Genomic DNA, 19446 nt, shown 5'->3' with positions numbered 1-19446 from the left:
TCAGCATCCTTCCAGCACGCCGCGCAGGCGCGCGGCGAAGGCGGCCGGCTCGGCTTCGAAGCCGCCGTGGTCGCCGGGGAACGGTTCGGCGGTCAGCCCGAGGTCGGTGGCCAGGCCCAGGCCCGCTTCGTGGGCGGGCAGGCCGGCGGACTTCTCCCCGACGCCGACGACCAGCCGCGCGGACGTCGCCCGCAGCGCGTCGAGGTCGGGCTCGTAGGCGCCGATGGCGGCCATCAGGTGCCCGAAGAAGTAGGCGAAGTTGCCTTCCATCACCTTCATGTGGGCGAGTTCTCCGGGTGTGGGGTCGGTGGGCGGGGCGATGTCGAACCCGGCCATCTCCATGAACGCGGCGATGGCGGCGCCGATGCCGTGTTCGCGGTAGATCGCCGGGATGTCCGGGCCGTCGAGGACGTCGGGGCCGAGGTACCGCGTGACCGGCGGTTCGTGCAGCACGACGGTGCGGACCTGGCCGGGGTGGCGCACGACGTGCTCGAGCAGCGTGATGGCGCCGCCGCTGCTGGCGAAGACGTCGGCCGGGCCGAGTTCGGTCAGCAGGCGGTGCACGTCGTCGGCGTGTTCGCGGATGGTGTCGGGCCCCGGCTCGCCGTGCAGCGGGCTGCGGGAGATGCCGCGGGGGTCGTAGGTGACGACGGTGTGGTCCTCGGCCAGGAGCGGCCGGATCGGGGCGAACACGGTGGAGTCGGCCGCGCCGCCGGGCACGAGCAGCAGGACGGGGCCGCTGCCGGTGACGTCGTAGGTGAGGGTGGCGCCGGGAACGTCGAGGGTGGTCATGGGGTCTCCTCCGGTCGGGGTTCGTCCTCCCGACGAACGGGATCGCCCCGGATGGACAGCGTCTCCGAAATTCTTCGCGTGAGGTACGCGCGCTCGGCGTCGGTGGGCGCCAGCTCGCGGGCGGCGGTGTAACTCCGCACGGCTTCTTCGCGGCGGCCGAGCCGGCGCAGGAAGTCGGCGCGGGTGGCGGGCAGCAGGTGGTAGCCGCCCAGGTCCAGTTCGTCGAGCAGGGCGAGACCGGTCGCGGGGCCCTCGGCCATGCCGACCGCGATGGCCCGGTTGAGCTCGACGACGGCGCTGGGGACGAACTTGCGCAGCTCGCCGTAGAGGCCGGCGATCTGGGGCCAGTCGGTGTCGGCGGCGCGGGCGGCGGTGGCGTGGCAGGCGGCGATGGCGGCCTGGACCTGGTACGGCCCGGGCCGGCGGCGGCGCAGCGCGGTCTCGAGGAGCTGCGTGCCTTCGGTGATCGCCTCGGTGTCCCAGCGGGTGCGGTCCTGCTCTTCGAGGGGGACGAGCTCGCCGCCGGCGCCGACGCGGGTGGCGCGGCGGGCGTGCTGGAGCAGCAGCAGTGCGAGCAGGCCGAGGGCTTCGGGTTCGTCGGGCATCAGCCCGGCGAGGACGCGGGCGAGCCGGACGGCTTCGGCGGCGAGGTCTGGGCGTTGCAGGTCGGGTCCGGCGCTGGCGGAGTAGCCCTCGTTGAACGTCAGGTACAGCACGCCGAGCACGGCGTTGGTGCGTTCGGGCAGCAGGTGCGCGGGCGGGACGCGGTAGGGGATGCGGGCGTGGCGGATCTTGCGCTTCACCCGCACGAGCCGTTGCGACATGGTCGCTTCCGGGACGAGGAAGGCGCGGGCGATCTCTGCGGTGGACAGGCCGGCGAGGGTGCGCAGCGCGAGCGCGACCTGTGCTTCGGTGGCCAGCGCGGGGTGGCAGCAGGTGAAGATGAGCCGCAGCCGGTCGTCGGTGACGCCGCTTTCGTCGTCGGGGGCTGCGGTGTTTTCGGGGACGTGCACGCGGCCGGCCTCCTCGAGCTTGGCGGCGCCGACGGCGGCGCGGCGGAGCCGGTCGGTGGCGCGGTTGCGGGCGGCGGTGGTCAGCCAGGCGCCGGGCCGTTTCGGGACGCCGTCGCGGGGCCAGGTGCGCAGGGCGAGGGCGAACGCCTCCTGGGCGCACTCCTCGGCCAGGTCCCAGTCGCCGGTGACGCGGATGAGCGTGGCCACGACCTGGCCCCACTCTTCACGGAACGCTGCGGCGACCGCGGTCTCGACGTCCACTTCTGCTCCTCCCGCCGGTTCACCTGCCCGACGAACGGGCCGGGCCGGGACCGACAGCGGCCGCGTGGCAGGCGCCGAACCCTTCGGCGCGGGCGACGATCCGGCTGCCTTCGACGCGGACGGCCGCTTCGGTGGCGTCGCTGACCGCGGTGACGCCGGCGGCCGCCGCCAGGTCCCCGCTCGCGTCGCAGACGAGCCGCAGCCGGGGACGGGCGGGCGGGGTGATCGCCTGGTCGAGGCAGCCGCGCAGGTCGGCGACGGCGAGGCGGGCCAGTGCCGCGAGTTCGCCGGGGTCGCTGGTGACGAGCACGGCGGTGACGTCGGCGCCGGTGCGGACGGCTTCTTCGAAGGCCGCGGCACGGTGCAGGCCGAGGACGGTGACGACGCCGTCGCCGGGCTTGCTCGCCTCCCCGGTGAGGAGGTCCACGGCCGGCGGCGGCTGCCAGGGGTCGTCGGCGGGGCGGGCCTGGGTGGTGATCGGCGGTTCCGCCGGCCAGTCGTCGCGCAGGCCGAGGTCGAGCAGCGCGGCGCAGGCGGTGACGATGTGGAACGGCTCGCCGAAGCCGGGTGCGGCGGCCGCGAGCTGGCTCGCGCCGTGCAGCGTGGTGAGGGCGGCTTCGGCGACCCGCACGAGCCGCCGTCCCGGGCGTGCGCGTTCGAGGGCGAGCCCGAGCAGGATGGCGTTCACGCGCATGAGCTGCGCGAACGGCCGCCGGGTGTGCTCGTCGGCGAGGACTTCGGGCAGCAGGTCGCGGGCGAGGCGGGCGTCTTCGCCCTCGCTGTCGGTGGCCAGGGGCAGGCGGGCGACCCAGGCGCGGGCGAACGCGGCCAGGACGTCGGGTGCGCTCGGGTCCGCGGGCGGGGTGGCGGGGCGGGGTGCGCGTTCGGCGAGGTCGGCCAGGACGGCGAAGTACAGGGCGCGCTTGCCGGGGAAGTTGGAGTAGACCGCGCCGCGGGTGAGCTCGGCGCGTTCGGCGATGACGTCGATCTTGGCGTCGCGGAAGCCGCGGTGGGCGAACTCGTCCCGGGCGGCGGCCAGCACCCTGGCGCGGTTGCGTTCCTGGGTTTCCGCCCTGCTGAGCCTGACCATCGTCCTCCTTGCCGCGGCGTCGCGGATCAAGATACCGTGACCACTGAGATGATAAGAACATCTGTTTTGAACATCTGGAGTGGTGGATGACCCCCGAAATCGATCTCACGGACCTCGCGGTGCTCACCGACCCGTTCACCGCCTACGACCAGGCGCGCGAAGTGAGCGCGGTGGCCAAGCTGGTCATCCCCGGGTTCGGCCCGTTCTGGGCGCTGACCCGCTACGCCGAAGCCCGCGCGATGCTGGCCGATCCGCGCTTCGAGGTCCGGGCCGAGAGCTTCATGCGCCCGCCCGGCATCCCCGAGCACTGCCTCGCGTACATGAGGACCATGGCCGAGCAGGACGGCCCCGAGCACCTGCGGCTGCGGCGGCTGGTCGCCCCGGCGTTCACCCCGAAGCGCGCCGCTCAGCTGAGGCCGCGCCTGGCCGCCGTCACCCAGGGGCTGCTCGACGCCCTGCCCGCGCAAGCCGAGGACGGCGTCGTGGACCTGGTGGCGCACTTCGCGCGGCCGCTGCCGATGGACGTCATCTGCGAGCTGACCGGCATCCCGGAGGCCGACCGCCCGCGCTGGCGCGAGTACGGCGCCGCGGTCGCGAGCGGAGTCGGACCGGACTTCGCCACGGCCATCCCGGCGATCATCGAAGGCGCGAAGGAAGCCGTGGCGCGCAGCCGGGCTCACCCGGGCGACGACCTCATCGGCGATCTCGTGCGCGCCCAAGACGACGACCGGCTCACCGACACCGAGCTGGTCACCCTGGTCTGGCACCTGGTGCTGGCCGGGCAGACCCCGGTGAACCTGATCGCCAACGCCGTCGAGGCGCTGCTGCGGCACCCGGATCAGCTGGACCTGCTGCGCGCGGAGCCCGGACGGTGGCCGGGGGCGGTCGAGGAGCTGATGCGTTTCTGCAGCCCGCAGCTGCTGACCACGCCGAGATTCGCGTGTGAGGACGTCGAGATCGACGGCGAGCTCATCCGCGCGGGTGAGCGGGTGACCGCGGCGATGGTGGCCGCCGACCGCGATCCGCGGGTCTTCGACGGCGCCGATCGCCTGGACGTCACCCGCACCGGCCCGGCCCAGCTGGGGTTCTCGCACGGCCCGCACTTTTGCCTGGGCGCGTCGATCGCGCGGGTGGAGACCGAGGTGGCGCTGTCGCTGCTCTTCGCGCGCTTCCCGGACCTGGCCCTGGCCGGTGACGTGCCGCGCGCGCCCGACGGCGGGACCTGGCGGCCCGCGCGGCTACTGCTGGCGCTCTGAGACGAGCGCTTCGATGCCGTCCAGGAGGCGGGCGAGGCCGAAGCGGAAGGTGTAGCCCGGGTTCTCCGCGGCGTTGTGGGCTTCGCCCGCGGCCGTGCCGACCCGGGAGGAGATCGGGTGGTGCGCCGCGCCGGCGGTCGGGATGCCGGCCAGCACCGGCGCGGCGCGCTCCCACCACTGCGCGTCGGTCAGGCCGGTCGTGCGGACCAGCCGGGCGTTGTCGACCGAGCTGCGCGCGGTGGTCCGGACGAGCCCGGTGATCAGGCTGACCACGGCGTCCATCTCGACGTCGTCGAGGCCGATGCCCTCGACCGCGCGCAGCTCGTTTTCGTACTTGGCGAAGCTGTGCGGGCCGAGTGGCGAGCGGCTGGTGGTGACCTGCAGCAGCCACGGGTGGCGGTGGAAGAGCTGCCACTGCGCTTCGGCGACGGCGGTCAGCGCCGCACGCCAGACCAGGCCCGGCTCGGGGGCGTCGAGCTCGCCGTGGACGTGATCGATCATCAGGTCGACCAGCTCGGCGCGGCCGGGTACGTAGGTGTAGAGCGACATGGCGGAGACGCCCAGGAGCTCGGCGACCCGGCGGATGGTGACCGCCTCGATGTCGTCGGCGTCGGCCAGCGACACGGCCGCGCGGACGACGTCGAGGGTGGTCAGCTTCGGTTTCGGGCCGCGGCGCGGGCGCTCCGAGACGCCCCAGAGCAGCTCGATCGCCCTGCGCGGGTCGCCTTCGTCGGTGTCCTCCGTGCTCATGCCGGTCATTGTGCCCACCCGTTCTTCGTACTTTGTACGGAGTTGTGCTAACCTCGATCTTCGTACAACGTACAGAGTAAGAGGGGGAGAATGACTTCGCAGATCCATGCCGAGGGGCTCCGCAAGCGCTACGGCGACGCGTACGCCCTCGACGGGTTCGATCTGTCCGTTCCGGCGGGCACCCTGTGCGGCCTGCTGGGGCCGAACGGCGCGGGCAAGACGACAGCGGTGCGCGTGCTGTCCACGCTGTTGCGCCACGACGGCGGCGTCGCCCGGATCGCCGGCTTCGACGTCGCCACCGAACCGGCGAAGGTGCGGTCGATGATCGGGCTGGTCGGCCAGCAGGCCGCGGTCGACGAAATCCTGTCCGGGCGGCAGAACCTCGTGCTGTTCGGCCGGCTGCACCACCTGGGCCGCCGCGAAGCCGCCCGCCGGGCCGACGACCTGCTGGAGCGCTTCGGTCTCGCCGAGACCGGGCCGAAGCCGGTGTCGGCCTACTCGGGCGGGATGCGCCGCCGTCTCGACCTGGCCGCTTCGCTGCTGGCGGCACCGCGGGTGCTGTTCCTCGACGAGCCGACGACCGGGCTGGACCCGCGCAGCCGCCTCGAGGTCTGGCGGGCGGTGCGCTCGCTGGTCGCCGATGGCACGACCGTGCTGCTCACGACCCAGTACCTGGAGGAGGCCGACCAGCTGGCCGACCGGATCTCGCTGGTCGAACACGGGCGCGTCGTCGCCGAAGGGACACCGGCGGAGCTGAAGGGCTCGCTGGGGGCGACGCGGATCGAGCTGGCGGTGACCGATCCGGCCGCGCTCGGCCCGGCGGCGGCGCTGCTGGCCCGGGTCACCGGCGCCGAACCGGTCACCGAGGAGCTGCGGGTGAGCGCGCCGGCCGAGCCGTCGATGCTGACCGGCGTCGTGCGGGAGCTGGCGGCGTCGGAGCTGGCGTTCGCCGACGTGGCGCTGCGGCACCCGACGCTCGACGAGGTGTTCTTGGAGCTGACGGGGGTGGCGCGATGAGGTGGGCACTGGCCGACGGCTGGACGCTGACCCAGCGCTACCTGGCGCAGCTGGCGCGGCGCCCGGCCCGGCTGGCCACCGTGGTGGCGTTCCCGATCCTGATGGTGCTGATCTTCGCCTACCTGCTCGGCGGCGGGATGAGCGTGCCCGGCGGCGGCTCCTACCGGGAGTTCCTGATGCCGGGGATGTTCGCGATGACGATGGCCTTCGGGTTGTCCGGGACGATGATCGCGGTCTTGGACGACGCGGCCAAGGGGGTCACCGACCGGTTCCGGTCGCTGCCGATGTCGCCGTCGGCGGTGCTCACCGGGCGGGTGGCCGCGGACCTGGCGAACGCGGTGCTGGCGCTGGTGGTGCTGCTGGGCTGCGGGTTCGCCGTGGGCTGGCGCCCGCACGGCTCGCTCGGCGAGACGCTGGCCGCGGTCGGGTTGCTGCTCCTGCTGCGGACGGCGCTGGTGTGGGCGGGGATCTACCTGGGGCTGCTGACGTCGGACCCGTCGATGGTGACGCTCGCGCAGACCCTGGAGTTCCCGTTCGGGTTCCTCTCCAGCGCGTTCGTGGCGACGGCGACGATGCCGGCGTGGCTGGGAACCGTGGCGGAGTGGAACCCGTTGTCCTCGACGGTGACCGCCGCGCGGGTGCTGTTCGGCAACCCCGGCGCGGCCGGGACGTCCTGGGTGAGCGCGCACCCGGTGCTGATGGCGCTCGTCTGGCCGCTGGTGCTGCTCGCGGTCTTCGTGCCGCTGTCCGTGCGCCGATACGAGAGGCTGGGGAACTGAACGTCGACTTCACACCGGGGGAACCACCGCGGGCCGGACGGCTCGTCCTGGACGGCCGTGAGCTGTCGGTGGTGGACGGACTCGGGGAACTGCTGGGCGAGCCGGGCGGGTTCTGGGCGACCGCGGCGACGGCGGCGCTGCGGCTGGTCGCCGCGGGACGGCTGCTGCCTGGGGTGACCGCGGGCGGGTACGACGCCTGGCGCGTCGGCCCGCTGGAACCGGCCGAAGCCGCGTGGCTGCGCGACCTCGCGGCCGCGATGCCGCCGGACGAACGCGCTCCGGAGCCGCTGCTGCGGGCCTTCCTCGACGCCGTCGCCGACACGCTGCCCCGCACGCCCGCCGCGGCGAAGGCGGCCGGGACGAGGTTGTTCGCCGCGGTCGCCCCGCAGCGGGCCGAGCCGCTGCGCGACTGGGCCGACGAGCTGGCCGCGGGCCTGGACTCCGGCATCCGCGTCTCGCTGCGGATCGAGGCACCCGGCGGGTTCGACGCCGGGCGCTACCGCGCGGTGGTGCAGGTGCACAGCCTGGCCGAGCCCGGGCAGCTCGCCGACGCGGCGGAGCTGTGGGAGGCCGGCCGGTTCGGGCCGCGGGCGCGCATCGACGTCGTGCTGGCGTTGCGGCGGGGTGCGCAGGTCTGGCCGGCGCTGAGCCCGCTGCTGACCTCGGCGGTGCCGGACGAGCTGGCGCTGGGCGAAGACGAGGTGACCGAGCTGGTCGCGGCCGCGGCCCCGCGGCTGGCGGCCGCCGGCATCGAGGTGCACTGGCCGGCCGAGCTCGCCGGAGCGCTGACCGCGCGAGCCGTGGTCCGCTCCGGTGACGTACCGGGCGACCTGCCGTCGTTCTTCGGCGGCGGGCGCGCGCTGGAGTTCGACTGGCAGCTCGCGTTGGGCGGGGAGGTGCTGACCGAGGCGGAGCTGGACGAGCTCGCCGAGGCGCGCCGGGCGGTGGTGCGGCTGCGTGACCGGTGGGTGCTGGTCGATCCGGCGCTGGCGGCGAAGGCGCGGGAGCGGGTGCTGAAGCCGCTGACCCCGGTCGACGCGCTCGGTGCGGTGCTGACCGGCACCACCGAGGTCGACGGCGAAGTGGTCGAGGTCGTCACCGAGGGCTGGCTGGCGCGGCTGCGGGAACGGCTGTCCGCGCCACCGGAACCCGAGGTGCCCCCGGCCGGGCTCGCTGCCCAGCTGCGGGACTACCAGCTGCGCGGGCTGCAGTGGCTGGCCACCGTCACCGGGCTGGGTCTCGGCGGGTGCCTGGCCGACGACATGGGCCTGGGCAAGACGGTCACGCTGATCGCGCTGCACCTGCACCGCGCTTCGGGGCCGACGTTGGTGGTGTGCCCGGCGTCGCTGCTGGGCAACTGGGAACGCGAAATCCGCCGGTTCGCGCCCGGGGTGCCGGTGCGGCGCTTCCACGGCAGCGCCCGCTCGCTCGAGGAGCTCGACGGGTTCGTGCTGACGACCTACGGCACGCTGCGCACCGATCCGGCGCCGCTGGCCGGGGTGCGGTGGGGGCTGCTGGTCGCCGACGAGGCCCAGCACGTGAAGAACCACCGTTCGGGCACGGCGAAGGCGTTGCGGCTGGTGCCGGCGGCGGCGCGGGTGGCGCTGACCGGCACGCCGGTGGAGAACACGCTCTCGGAGCTGTGGGCGATCCTGGACTGGTCGGCACCGGGGCTGCTGGGGTCGCTGGCGGAGTTCCGGGAGCGCTGGGCGAAGCCGATCGAGGCCGGGGACCCGGCGGCGGCCGAGCGGCTTTCGCGGTTGCTGCGGCCGTTCCTGCTGCGGCGGCGCAAGTCCGATCCCGGGATCGCGCCCGAGCTGCCGCCGAAGACCGAGACCGACCGGCCGGTGGCGCTGAGCCCCGACCAGGTGGCGTTGTACGAGGCGGTCGTGCGGGAGCTGATGGCCGACATCGCCGCCAGCGACGGGATGGCGCGGCGCGGGCGGATCGTGAAGCTGCTGACCGCGCTCAAGCAGATCTGCAACCACCCGGCGCAGTACCTCAAGGAGCCGGGTGGCCGCTCGGGCAAGGTGGAGCTGCTCGACGAGCTGCTGGACACGATCCTCGCCGAAGGGGGCGCGGTGCTGGTGTTCACCCAGTACGTCGCCATGGCGCGGCTGCTGGAGAAGCACCTGGCCGGGCGCGGGATCGCGACGCAGCTGCTGCACGGCGGCACGCCGGTGCCCCGGCGCGAGGAGCTGGTGGCGCGGTTCCAGGAGGGTGCGGTGCCGGTGTTCCTGCTGTCGCTGAAGGCGGCCGGGACGGGGCTGAACCTGACCCGCGCCGACCACGTCGTGCACTTCGACCGCTGGTGGAACCCGGCGGTGGAGGACCAGGCGACCGACCGGGCGTACCGGATCGGGCAGACGAAACCGGTGCAGGTGCACCGGCTCGTCGCCGAGGGCACGGTCGAGGACCGGATCGCGGCGATGCTGCGGGAGAAGCGGGCGCTGGCGGACGCGGTGCTGGCCGGTGGCGAGGCGGCGTTGACGGAACTGTCGGACACCGAGCTCGCGGAGCTCGTCGAACTGAGGAGCCGCGGATGACCGACGACCGGGTGCGCGGGTTTCCCGCGTTCGGGGCGGCCGGGCACCTCGCCCGTTCGTGGTGGGGACGGGCGTGGGTGCGCGCGATGGAGGACACCGCGCTGGACCTGCGGCAGCTGAAGAAGGGCCGCCGGTACGCCGCGGCCGGGCTGGTCGGGCCGATCACGGTGAGCCCGGGCCGGATCGCGGCGGTGGTCGACGACGCCGACGGCGGCCCGTACCGCACGGAGCTGCGGCTGGCCGAGCTGTCCGACGTCGACTGGACGCGGTTCTTCGACCGGGTCGCCTCGCGAGCGGGGCACCTGGCGGCGCTGCTGGACCGGGACATGCCGCACGACCTGGTCGAGGCGGCCGACGACGCCGGCGTGCACCTGCTGCCGGTGATCGGCGACCTCGACCCGGAGTGCGACTGCCCGGGCTGGGAACTGCCGTGCCGGCACGCGGCGGCGTTGTCGTTCCAGGCGTCGTGGCTGCTGGACGCGGACCCGTTCGTGCTGCTGCTGATGCGCGGGCGGGGTGAGCGGGAGATCCGGGAGGAGCTGGAGAGCCGGCTGGCGCCGGTGGTGTCCGCGGTCGCCGCGGCGGACCGGACACCGGGGCCGCTGCCGGAGCTGGACGCGTTCCGGCCCTCGGGGTCGCCGTCGATCCCGGCGGCGCCGGGGGTGCCCGCGGAGGTGTTCGCGCTGCTGGCGGCCAACGCTTCGGCGCAGGCCCGGGCGGTGCTGGCGGGCGAGCCGTGGCCGGGACGGCGCCCCGACGCGGTGCGGCTGGCGGCGGAGTTCCCCGCCGTGGCGGAGCGGCTGGGCACGGGTGAAGAGTTCGACCGGGCGGTCGCGGCGTGGACCTTCGGCGGCCGGGACGGGCTGGAGGTCCTGGACTCGGCGTGGACCCCGCCGAAGCCGGTGCTGGCGGCCGCGCGGGCCGCACTCGCCGACGAGGCCCCGGTGTTCGAGCGCAACCACTGCACGATCGGCGCGCTCCAGCTGCGGCTGGACCGCCGCGGCCGGTGGCACCCGTACCGCCTCGACGGCGACACCTGGTGGCCCTCGGGCCCGCCGGAGCCGGATCCGGGATTGCTCACGGGCTGAAATCCACGAAATTCGCGGTATCCAGCGCACGGGCAGCTGCCTCCTGTCCGGCAACGGCGGCGTACCGCCGGGCCACTGGGGGTGCGGGCGCGCGGGCTCCTCCCCGCGCGCCCGCCCGTGCTTCCTCGGGTGCCGCGGCCGACGCCGAGCACCACCGTCAGGCCACCGGGGCGACCTCGTAGTCCTTGACCGGCATCGAGTCGTGCATCCGCACACCGCCGGTGTTGAGCTTCGCGACCGCGCGGCTCACCCCGGCCGGCAGGGCCGAGATCAGCCGGCCGCCGGTGGTCAGCGCCCAGACCCCCGCCCGCGACGCCGGGATCAGGCTCCGGGCCGCCCCGACGGCGAAGGCGCGGCTCTTGCGGACCAGCTCGCCCATCTCCTGTTCGTAGGCGGCGAACGCGCGTTCGTGGTCGCCGCCCGCCGCGGCCAGCTCGCCGGCCAGGACGTACGCGCCGAGCACCGCCAGGCTCGTGCTGCCGCCGACCGCCGGGCCGGGGCAGTAGCCCGCGTCACCGACGAGGGTGACGCGGCCACGTGACCAGGTGTCCAGCCGCAGCTGGGTGATCGAGTCGAAGTAGAACGGGCCCGGCCCGTCCAGTCCGGCGAGCCACTCGTCGACCTGCGGGTGCATCCCGGCGTACGCCTCGCGCAGCAGTTCTTTCTGCCGCAGGACGTCGCGGTGGTGGTAGCCGAGCTCCTCGTCGCGGCGGAACAGGAACACCGCGCGGGCGTCGTCGAGGTGGCGGGCGCTGTAGATGCCCGCGGTGCGGCCGGCGCCGAGGTGCATCACCGTCTCGCCGTCGAGGCCGAGGGTGTCCGGCAGGGACAGCACCGCCAGGTACGCCCCGATGAACCGGGTCAGCCCGGCCTCCTCGCCGAAGACCAGGCGGCGGATGTTCGAGTGCAGCCCGTCGGCGCCGACGACGATGTCGAAGCGGCGGGGCGCGGCGTGCTCGAACGTGACGTCGCCGTCGGGGGAGAGGGCGGTGACGGAGTCGCCGAAGAGGTACTCGACGTCGTCACGGCCGGCGTCGTAGTAGATCTCGCCGAGGTCGTCGCGCATGATCTCGACGTGCCGGTCGGAGGTGGCCTGGAAGATCTTCGACAGGTCCACCCGCGCCGGCCGGCGGACGCCTTCGCGGTGCAGGGTCATCCGGGTGGTGCCGGTCTTGAGCGCTTCCACGCGGGGCAGCACGCCCATCTTCTCGGTGATGTCCATGGCGGGCCGGAACAGGTCGACCGCGTGGCCGCCGGTCTTGCGCAGCGCCGGGGCGCGTTCGACGACGGTGACGTCGAAGCCGTGACGGCTGAGCCAATACGCCAGCACGGGGCCGGCGATGCTCGCGCCGGAGACGAGGATCCGCATGAGTACCTCCCTGACTTAACGGTAGGTAAGTTGTACCACGGGTCCTTACCTATCGTTAAGTCAGTTATGCTGGGCGGGTGCCGAAACCCTCCGACACCAAGCAGCGCATCCTGGACGTCGCCCGCGACCTGTTCACCAGCCAGGGCGTCCAGCGCACCAGCCTCCAGGACATCGCCGGCCGGCTCGGCATCACCAAACCCGCGCTCTACTACCACTTCCCGTCCCGCGACGACCTCGTGCTCAGCATCGTCCAGCCCATGCTCGACGACGGCGAAGCGTTCCTCCGCACCCAGGAGGCCCGCGGCGACGCGCCGGTGCGGGAGCTGATCGAGGGGTTCTTCGACTTCAACTACCGCCACCGCGCGGACGTGATCATGCTGCTGGCCGAGATGCCGACCCTGGCGGAGCTCGGCCTGATCGACAAGGTGCTGGGCTGGCGCACCCGGCTCACTGAACTGATCTGCGGCCCGTCCCCGACGCTCGCGCGCCAGGCCCGCGCGATCCTGGCCCTCGGCGGCCTCCAGGACGTCTGCATGCAGTTCCCCGACGCCCCCGTCGAGGAGCTCAAAGCCGCCGCGGTCGCCGGCGCCCTCGACGCGCTCGGCGGCTGATGTCGAAAACCCGGTGACGGCTCCGTCCCAGGGGTAGCAGCGGCCACCACCGGCCGCCCCGGAGACGGAGGACACCGTGGAGCAGAACGAGATCACCGAGGTGCTGAACCGGCCCTACAGCAAGGAACTGCTGGCCCGCGACATCACCCGCCTGGCCTACGTCGCCCAGGACGGCACCCCGAGGTCGGTCCCGATGGCGTTCACCTGGAACGGCGCGGAGATCGTCATGTGCACCGCGAAGAACATGCCGAAGCTGCGCTCCCTGCGGGCGAACCCGGCCGTCGCCATGACGATCGACACCGAGTCCCACCCGCCGAAGATCCTGCTGCTGCGCGGCCGCGCCGAGCTCGACGTCGTCGACGGCATCCCGCAGGAGTACCTGACGATGAACGGCAGCTACGAGATGACGTCCGAGCAGCGCGTGGAGTGGGAGCGCGAGGTGCGCTCGCTCTACGACGGCATGGTCCGCATCGTCGTCACCCCGACCTGGGCGAAGCTCATCGACTTCGAGGTGACCCTCCCCAGCGCCGTCGAGGAGCTCGCCCGGCGGCGAGCCGAACGCGGCTAGCGCACGGCGGCGCGCTCGATGATCGCTCCCGTGTCGACGCCGGCCGGGAGCGTGCCGAAGGCGATGCCCCAGTCGCCGCCGAAGCGGGAGGCGCAGAACGCGTCCGCGACCGCCGCGTGGCCGTGGCGCACCAGCAGCGAGCCCTGCAGGACCAGCGCCATCGACTCCACCACGCGGCGCGCGCGGTACTCGATCGCGTCCAGGTCGGTCAGCTCCTTGCGGAGCCGGTCGACGGCGTCGTCCAGCCGCGCGTCGCCGCCGGCGGCCTGCTCGACCTCGGTGAAGAACGCGGCCACCGATTCGGGCTGCTTGCCCATGGCGCGCAACGCGTCCAGCGCCGCCACATTGCCCGAACCCTCCCAAATGGACGACAGCGGCGCCTCGCGGTAGAGCCGCGGCATGCCCGACTCCTCGACGTAACCGTTGCCACCGAAGCATTCGAGGGCTTCGGCGGCGTGCGCCGGCGCCCGCTTGCACACCCAGTACTTCGACACCGCCAGCCCGAGCCGCCGGAACGCCTGCTCCTGCGGGTCGCCGGTCCGGTCGCCCGCCGCGGCCAGCCGCATCGCCACCGTCGTCGCGGCTTCGGACTCGACCACCAGGTCGGCCAGCACGTTGGCCATCAGCGGCTGGTCGACGAGCGCCTTGCCGAAGGCGTGCCGGTGGGTCGCGTGGTGGACCGCGCGCACGGCGCCCAGCCGCATCCCGGACGCGCTGCCCAGCGTACAGTCGAGCCGGGTGTTGTTGACCATCTCGATGATCGTGCGGACCCCGCGGCCCTCTTCGCCGACCAGCCAGCCGACGGCGTCGTCGTACTCGATCTCCGAGGACGCGTTCGACCGGTTGCCCAGCTTGTCCTTCAGCCGCTGCAGCCGGATCGGGTTGCGCGAACCGTCGGGCAGGACGCGGGGGAGCAGGAAGCACGACAGCCCGCCCGGCGCCTGCGCCAGCGTCAGGAACATGTCCGACATCGGCGCGGAGGTGAACCACTTGTGCCCGACGAGGGTGTAGCTGCCGTCGGCGCTCGGGGTCGCGGTGGTCGTGTTGGCCCGGACGTCGGAGCCGCCCTGCTTCTCGGTCATCGACATGCCCGCGATCAGGCCGCGCTTGGTGCCCGGCTCGCGCAGCCCGAAGTCGTACTCGGTCGCGGCCAGAAGCGGCTCGTACCGCGCGGCGAGCTCGGGGTTGGCGCGCAGCGCCGGGATCGCGGCGTAGGTCATCGAAATCGGGCAGCTGTGCCCGGCCTCGGCCTGGCCCCAGACGTAGAACTTCGCCGCGCGGGCCGCGTGCACGCCTTCGCGCGGGTCCTGCCACGGCGTGCCGTGCAGGCCGTGGCTCACCGCGACGGTCATCAGGTCGTGCCAGTGCGGGTGGAATTCCACCTCGTCGATCCGGTTGCCGTAGCGGTCGTGGGTGCGCAGCACCGGCTCGTTCTCGTTGACCAGCCGGCTCCACTCCTGGACCTGCTCGCTCCCGGCCAGCCGGCCCAGCTCGTGCACCTCGGCCGCGGCCCAGCCCGCGCCCGCCCGCTCCAGCCCTTCGAGCAGCGCGGGGTCGTCCCCGGCGTCGTGGCCGGCCAGGGGCGGGACCTGGTTGGTGACCTCATGCGTGGCGGGCATCGGAACCTCCTAGAGCGCGGACGACGAACGTGCGGAGCTCGGCGACGTCACCGGCGTTACCGCTGGTCAACGGACCGATGAGAACTTCGGCGGCGGCCCCGACCAGCGCGGCGGCGGTCAGCCGGCCGTCCTGCGGCGGCAGCGCGCCCTGCTTCACCCCGGCGGCGACGTGCTCGGCGACGACCTCGGTGAACGCCCGCCGGAACTCGAGCCGCTCGGCGTCGATCAGCGCGTCGACCGGCTCGGCGAGCAGCGCGTAGGCCTGCCGGGGCGCCTTGAGCGCGCGCTGGGCGAAGGTCTCGAACACGGCCAGCACCCGCTCGGCGGGCTCACCCGGCCGCGCGGACGCGGCCCGCACGGCCTCCACCTCGCGGGTCACGACCTGCCGGAACACGTGCACGACCAGGTCGGCCTTGGTGGGGAAGTGCTTGTAGACGCTGCCGACGGCGACCCCGGCGCGCTCGGCGACGGCGGCAACGGAGCACCCGCCGTAGCCGTGCTCGGCGAGCTGCTCGGTCGCCGCGGCGACGATCGTCTCGCGCTGGGCATCCAGGCGTTCCTGCACCTTGGGGGTGCGGCGGTAGGGCACGTCAAGAAGTGAAGCACTGATTCACTGCTTCAGTCAACGCGGCCGAGGAAGCAGCCACCGCGCGAGGCGAGCGCAGCTCGACGACGTCCACATCGGACGCCGGCAGCGCCCGCCGCAGTTCCGCAAGGTGCCGCCACCGGTAGATCAGCAGCCACCGCCCGAAGTCCCAGCGCTCACGTCCCCGGCGCAGCGCGCGCCACGCACACCGCGCCGGCGAAGGGTTCAGCACCACCGCTGTGTCCGCCGCCAGCCGCACCTCCAGGACGTCGTACGGTCCGAGGTCGCCGTCCAGGATCCGTCGCGGCGCCGCGATCAACACACCGAGCCGCCGCGCGAACACCGGCTTCCCGGAACCGCCGCACCTCAGCACCAGCACCCACTCCACGAGATCCTCCCGCGTGCTTGCGCTGGAGCGCACTCCAGCTCCTACCGTCGAAACCATGACCACCCCGCAGCACAAGATCGGTTCCGGCTTCGGCGCCACCAGCACCGCGGCCGAAGTCCTCGACGGCATCGACCTCACCGGCAAGCTCGCCCTCGTCACCGGCGGCTACTCCGGCATCGGCCTCGAAACCACCCGCGCCCTCGCGAACGCCGGCGCCCACGTCGTCGTCCCCGCCCGCCGCCGCGCCACCGCCGAAGCCGCGCTCGAAGGCCTCGCGGAGGTCGATGAACTGGACCTCGGCGACCTCGACAGCGTCCGCGCCTTCGCCGACCGCTTCCTCGACACCGGCCGCCGCCTCGACGTCGTCATCGACAGCGCCGGCATCATGGCCTGCCCCGAAACCCGGGTCGGGCCCGGCTGGGAAGCCCAGTTCGCCACCAACCACCTCGGCCACTTCGCCCTGGTCAACCGCCTCTGGCCGGCCATCACCGACGGCGCACGCGTCGTCTCCGTCTCCTCCCGCGGCCACCACTTCTCACCCGTCCGCTGGGCCGACCCCCACTTCGAGACCGGCTACGACAAGTGGCTCGCCTACGGCCAGGCCAAGACGGCCAACATCCTCTTCGCCGTCCACCTCGACCGGTTCGGCCGCGACCGCGGAGTACGCGCCTTCGCCCTGCACCCCGGCTCGATCCTGACCAACCTCGCCCGCCACATCCCGCAGGAGGAGCGCGTCGCCCAGGGCTGGGTCGACGAAAACGGCGTCCCCAGCGGCTACTTCAAGACCCCCGAAGCCGGCGCGGCCACCCAGGTCTGGGCCGCGACCTCACCCCAGCTCGACGGCCACGGCGGCGTCTACCTCGAAGACTGCGACATCGCCGGACTCGCCCCCGAGGGCGACGGCGTGACCGACGTCGGCCTCCGGGTGGGTGTCCGCGACTACGCCATCGACCCGAGCGAAGCCGCCCGCCTGTGGGCGCTGTCGGCCGAACTCACCGGCGTCGACGCCACCTGACCGATCACCGTCAGGTGGCGTGCTTGAGCAACGCCACCAGGTACCGGCAGGGGAGCGCACCCGGGTTCGCGAACACGCAGTCCGACGGCGCGCCCAGCTGCAGGCAGTCCCCGGCCGCCAGCTCGTGCACTTGCGCACCCTCGTGGAACCGCAGCTGCCCGGCCAGCACCCAGATCTGCTGGTGCAGGAACGCGTACGTCCCCGCCGCCATCGCCACCTCGGCGCCGGGGGGCAGTTCGACCTCCACCAGCTCCAGCGGCCGGCCGGCGGCGGGGGAGACGGCGCGGCGGCGGTAGCCGGTTTCCGGGTCCACCCACACCGGCTGGTCCGCCGCCCGCACCAGCCGCCGCTCGTCGCCCTCGGCTCGGGCGATCAGCTCCGAGAGCGTCAGGCCCAGCGCGTCCGACAGCTTCGCCAGCAACGCCGCCGTCGGCTGGACGTCGCCCCGCTCGATCTTGCCGATCATCGCGCGCGACACCCCCGAGCGGTCGGCGAGCGCCGCGGCCGAAAGACCGCGGGACGTGCGGGTGGCGTGCACGGTGGCCGCTAAGCGGGCGGACAGGGGATCGGTCATAACCGAGGATACTATACGACCCATTCTGGCTACCATATGAGCCATGATTCGCGATGCCACCACCGCCGACGCCCCCGCCTGTGCGGCCATCTACGCGCCCTACGTCACCGACACCGTCATCTCCTTCGAAACCGAAGCGCCCGACACCACCGAAATGGCCCGCCGCATCACCGCGGCCCACGCCTGGCTCGTCCTCGAAGACGACGACCACATCGCCGGCTACGCCTACGCCACCCCGTTCGCCGCCCGCGCCGCCTACCGGTGGTCCTGCGAAACGAGCATCTACCTCGAACGCGGCCGCCGCCGCACCGGCGCCGGGCGCGCCCTGTACGAGGAGCTGTTCGAACGGCTGCGCGAGCGCGGGTTCCACCGCGCCTTCGCCGGCATGACCCTGCCGAACGAAGCGAGCGCCGGACTGCACCGCACCCTCGGCTTCGAGCCGGCGGGCGTCTACCGCCGCGTCGGCTGGAAGCACGGCGCCTGGCACGACGTCGCCTGGGTGCAGCACGACCTCAACGCAACTGAAGGTTGCACATCCGCGCCCCGCGAGCTAACGTGACACGCAACCAAACGTTGCACAAAGGAGCGGACATGGACCACGGCACCCTCGAACGCGAACTCCACATCGACGCCACCCCCGACGTCGTCTTCGACGTCGTCAGCAACCCCGAACACGTCCGCGAATGGTGGCCCGACGAAGCCGACTACCCCGTCGAACCCGGGGGAGAAGGCCACATCGCCTTCGACGGCCAGCAAGTCCGCTTCACCGTCGTCGACGCCATCCCGCCGAAGCTCTTCTCCTTCCGCTGGACCCACGCCGAGGGGGAGACCGCCGCACCCGGCAACTCCTTCCTCGTCGTCTTCGAACTCGAACCCACCGCCACCGGCACCCGCCTGCGGATGACCGAAACCGGCTTCCGCGAACGCGGCTGGGACGAAGCCAAGATCGCCGCCGAATACGCCGACCACGAAAGCGGCTGGGACCACTTCCTGCCCCGCCTGCCCGCCCGCGCCGCCGAGGTGGGGGCCACCCGGTGAGCACCACCGTGGACGACGACCTCTGGTCGGCCATCGGCGACCCCACCCGCCGCCGCATGCTCGACCTCCTGCTCACCGAAGGCCGGGGGACCGCGACCAGCCTCAGCGAGCACCTCCCGGTGACCCGCCAGGCCGTCGCCAAGCACCTCGCCATCCTCGACCGCGTCGGCCTCGTGCACGCACAGGCCGAAGGACGCGAAAAGCAGTTCCGCGTCGACGAAACCCAGCTCGCCCGCGCCGTCGCGCAGCTCACCGACGTCGGCAACGCCTGGGACGCCCGGCTCCGCCGCATCAGGCACATCGCCGAAACCATCGAACGGAAGAAGCAGTAGAAATGGACATCCTGCACCGCATCGGCGTCCAGAACGCCACGCCGGACAAGGTCTACGAAGCGCTCACCACGATCGACGGCCTCGCCGGCTGGTGGACCGAGAAGACCGAAGGGGAGACCGGCGTCGGCGACGTCATCGCGTTCCGCTTCATCCCGGGCGGCTTCGACATGAAGGTCATCGAGCTCGACCCGGCCCGGCTCGTCCGCTGGGAGGTCGTCGACGGCCCGCCCGAGTGGATCGGCACGACGATCCGCTGGGACCTGGAGCAGCGCGACGACTACACGATCGTCCTCTTCAAGCACGAGGGCTGGCGCGAGGCTGTCGAGTTCATGCACCACTGCAGCACGAAGTGGGCGATCTACCTGATGAGCCTCAAGCAGCTCGTGGAGACCGGGGAGGGCGCCCCGGCACCACGGGACGTCATGATCAGCGACTGGCACTGACGTTACTTGACATAATGTACATTATCGGCACTTAGGGACACGCTGCGACGGGAAGCCAGGAGGGGTGCCAAAGCCGGGGCCCGGCGGTGGTGTGTTCGCTTCGCCAGGACGGCTTCTCCTGAGGTTTACGGTCCGCCGTTCTCCCGCGTCAGGCGCCACGCAACCCTGAAGGCGCCTTCTGGGGGTCGCAGGAGCATCCCCTGGAGCCGCAGAGCCGATGTCCTGCCACTCGACCCCAAAACGTCACGGTGACGAAACTCTAGGGTCAAGTGGGTCTCCGGAGATGTCAGGTCGACGACGCAAAACGTCGT

Annotated in this window: 21 protein-coding genes; 12 read left to right on the top strand and 9 right to left on the bottom strand. The window is 73.0% G+C overall.

The window, feature by feature from the left end:
• The 3 genes from MUY14_RS13550 to MUY14_RS13540 are packed head-to-tail and all read right to left on the bottom strand — an operon-like array spanning position 1 to position 3156.
• A complete protein-coding gene (locus MUY14_RS13550; protein WP_247023341.1) occupies positions 1-792 on the bottom strand; it encodes an alpha/beta fold hydrolase in 792 nt (263 codons plus the stop codon).
• Positions 789-2066: an RNA polymerase sigma factor gene (locus tag MUY14_RS13545; RefSeq protein ID WP_247023340.1), complete on the bottom strand. Its 1278-nt coding sequence runs from the start codon at positions 2064-2066 to the stop codon at positions 789-791. Before MUY14_RS13545 ends, MUY14_RS13550 begins: the two co-directional genes overlap by 4 nt.
• Before the next feature lie 19 nt (positions 2067-2085).
• A complete protein-coding gene (locus MUY14_RS13540; RefSeq protein WP_247023339.1) occupies positions 2086-3156 on the bottom strand; it encodes a TetR/AcrR family transcriptional regulator in 1071 nt (356 codons plus the stop codon).
• A gap of 86 nt (positions 3157-3242) precedes the next feature.
• Between MUY14_RS13540 and MUY14_RS13535 the strand changes: the two genes are divergently transcribed.
• Complete coding sequence (locus tag MUY14_RS13535; RefSeq protein WP_247023338.1) at positions 3243-4412, top strand: cytochrome P450; 1170 nt, start codon at positions 3243-3245, stop codon at positions 4410-4412.
• Here the strand turns inward: MUY14_RS13535 and MUY14_RS13530 are convergent.
• The gene (locus tag MUY14_RS13530) at positions 4395-5162 is read right to left on the bottom strand and encodes a TetR/AcrR family transcriptional regulator C-terminal domain-containing protein (protein ID WP_396126797.1); all 768 of its coding nucleotides are present in this window, start codon (positions 5160-5162) and stop codon (positions 4395-4397) included. The two genes, MUY14_RS13535 and MUY14_RS13530, sit on opposite strands and share 18 nt — an antisense overlap.
• A 90-nt stretch (positions 5163-5252) precedes the next feature.
• Between MUY14_RS13530 and MUY14_RS13525 the strand changes: the two genes are divergently transcribed.
• From MUY14_RS13525 to MUY14_RS13510, 4 genes are all read left to right on the top strand, one after another.
• On the top strand, positions 5253-6179 hold the full coding sequence (locus MUY14_RS13525) for an ATP-binding cassette domain-containing protein (RefSeq protein ID WP_247023336.1): 927 nt from the start codon (positions 5253-5255) through the stop codon (positions 6177-6179).
• A complete protein-coding gene (locus MUY14_RS13520; RefSeq protein WP_247023335.1) occupies positions 6176-6958 on the top strand; it encodes an ABC transporter permease in 783 nt (260 codons plus the stop codon). Before MUY14_RS13525 ends, MUY14_RS13520 begins: the two co-directional genes overlap by 4 nt.
• A 71-nt stretch (positions 6959-7029) precedes the next feature.
• Complete coding sequence (locus MUY14_RS13515) at positions 7030-9504, top strand: DEAD/DEAH box helicase (protein ID WP_247023334.1); 2475 nt, start codon at positions 7030-7032, stop codon at positions 9502-9504.
• Positions 9501-10592 (top strand): SWIM zinc finger family protein, encoded by a 1092-nt coding sequence (locus tag MUY14_RS13510; RefSeq protein WP_247023333.1) that lies wholly within the window; start codon positions 9501-9503, stop codon positions 10590-10592. The genes MUY14_RS13515 and MUY14_RS13510 overlap by 4 nt, the downstream gene beginning before the upstream one ends.
• A 157-nt stretch (positions 10593-10749) precedes the next feature.
• Here MUY14_RS13510 and MUY14_RS13505 read toward each other — a convergent pair whose 3' ends face one another.
• A complete protein-coding gene (locus MUY14_RS13505; protein ID WP_247023332.1) occupies positions 10750-11961 on the bottom strand; it encodes an FAD-dependent monooxygenase in 1212 nt (403 codons plus the stop codon).
• 77 nt (positions 11962-12038) lie between these two features.
• On the opposite strand from MUY14_RS13505, the gene MUY14_RS13500 reads away from it, so the two are divergent.
• Positions 12039-12572 carry a TetR/AcrR family transcriptional regulator gene (locus tag MUY14_RS13500; protein WP_247023331.1) on the top strand — a complete coding sequence of 178 codons (534 nt, stop codon included), beginning with the start codon at positions 12039-12041 and terminating at the stop codon, positions 12570-12572.
• 76 nt (positions 12573-12648) lie between these two features.
• Complete coding sequence (locus MUY14_RS13495; RefSeq protein WP_247023330.1) at positions 12649-13140, top strand: pyridoxamine 5'-phosphate oxidase family protein; 492 nt, start codon at positions 12649-12651, stop codon at positions 13138-13140.
• Here the strand turns inward: MUY14_RS13495 and MUY14_RS13490 are convergent.
• The 3 genes from MUY14_RS13490 to MUY14_RS13480 are packed head-to-tail and all read right to left on the bottom strand — an operon-like array spanning position 13137 to position 15766.
• Positions 13137-14759 (bottom strand): acyl-CoA dehydrogenase family protein, encoded by a 1623-nt coding sequence (locus MUY14_RS13490; RefSeq protein ID WP_247023329.1) that lies wholly within the window; start codon positions 14757-14759, stop codon positions 13137-13139. The genes MUY14_RS13495 and MUY14_RS13490 overlap by 4 nt on opposite strands.
• Positions 14743-15348, bottom strand: a complete 606-nt coding sequence (locus MUY14_RS13485) for a TetR/AcrR family transcriptional regulator (RefSeq protein WP_247023328.1) — start codon at positions 15346-15348, stop codon at positions 14743-14745. The genes MUY14_RS13490 and MUY14_RS13485 overlap by 17 nt, the downstream gene beginning before the upstream one ends.
• Before the next feature lies 1 nt (position 15349).
• Positions 15350-15766 carry a hypothetical protein gene (locus MUY14_RS13480; RefSeq protein ID WP_247023327.1) on the bottom strand — a complete coding sequence of 139 codons (417 nt, stop codon included), beginning with the start codon at positions 15764-15766 and terminating at the stop codon, positions 15350-15352.
• Positions 15767-15788: 22 nt separating this feature from the next.
• On the opposite strand from MUY14_RS13480, the gene MUY14_RS13475 reads away from it, so the two are divergent.
• The gene (locus tag MUY14_RS13475; RefSeq protein ID WP_247023326.1) at positions 15789-16748 is read left to right on the top strand and encodes an SDR family NAD(P)-dependent oxidoreductase; all 960 of its coding nucleotides are present in this window, start codon (positions 15789-15791) and stop codon (positions 16746-16748) included.
• A 10-nt stretch (positions 16749-16758) separates the two neighbouring features.
• On the opposite strand, the gene MUY14_RS13470 is transcribed toward MUY14_RS13475, so the two are convergent.
• Positions 16759-17322 (bottom strand): XRE family transcriptional regulator, encoded by a 564-nt coding sequence (locus MUY14_RS13470; protein WP_247023325.1) that lies wholly within the window; start codon positions 17320-17322, stop codon positions 16759-16761.
• Positions 17323-17365: 43 nt separating this feature from the next.
• Here MUY14_RS13470 and MUY14_RS13465 point away from each other — a divergent pair, with 43 nt between their 5' ends.
• The 4 genes from MUY14_RS13465 to MUY14_RS13450 are packed head-to-tail and all read left to right on the top strand — an operon-like array spanning position 17366 to position 19135.
• Positions 17366-17881: a GNAT family N-acetyltransferase gene (locus MUY14_RS13465; RefSeq protein ID WP_247023324.1), complete on the top strand. Its 516-nt coding sequence runs from the start codon at positions 17366-17368 to the stop codon at positions 17879-17881.
• A 32-nt stretch (positions 17882-17913) separates the two neighbouring features.
• Positions 17914-18360 carry an SRPBCC domain-containing protein gene (locus MUY14_RS13460; RefSeq protein ID WP_247023323.1) on the top strand — a complete coding sequence of 149 codons (447 nt, stop codon included), beginning with the start codon at positions 17914-17916 and terminating at the stop codon, positions 18358-18360.
• The gene (locus tag MUY14_RS13455; protein WP_247023322.1) at positions 18357-18692 is read left to right on the top strand and encodes a metalloregulator ArsR/SmtB family transcription factor; all 336 of its coding nucleotides are present in this window, start codon (positions 18357-18359) and stop codon (positions 18690-18692) included. The genes MUY14_RS13460 and MUY14_RS13455 overlap by 4 nt, the downstream gene beginning before the upstream one ends.
• A 2-nt stretch (positions 18693-18694) precedes the next feature.
• Positions 18695-19135, top strand: a complete 441-nt coding sequence (locus MUY14_RS13450) for an SRPBCC domain-containing protein (protein ID WP_247023321.1) — start codon at positions 18695-18697, stop codon at positions 19133-19135.
• Positions 19136-19446 lie beyond the last annotated feature (311 nt).

The organism is Amycolatopsis sp. FBCC-B4732 (assembly GCF_023008405.1).
Classification (GTDB): Bacteria; Actinomycetota; Actinomycetes; order Mycobacteriales; family Pseudonocardiaceae; genus Amycolatopsis; species Amycolatopsis pretoriensis_A.
This window is presented reverse-complemented; position numbering and strand designations above follow the sequence as displayed.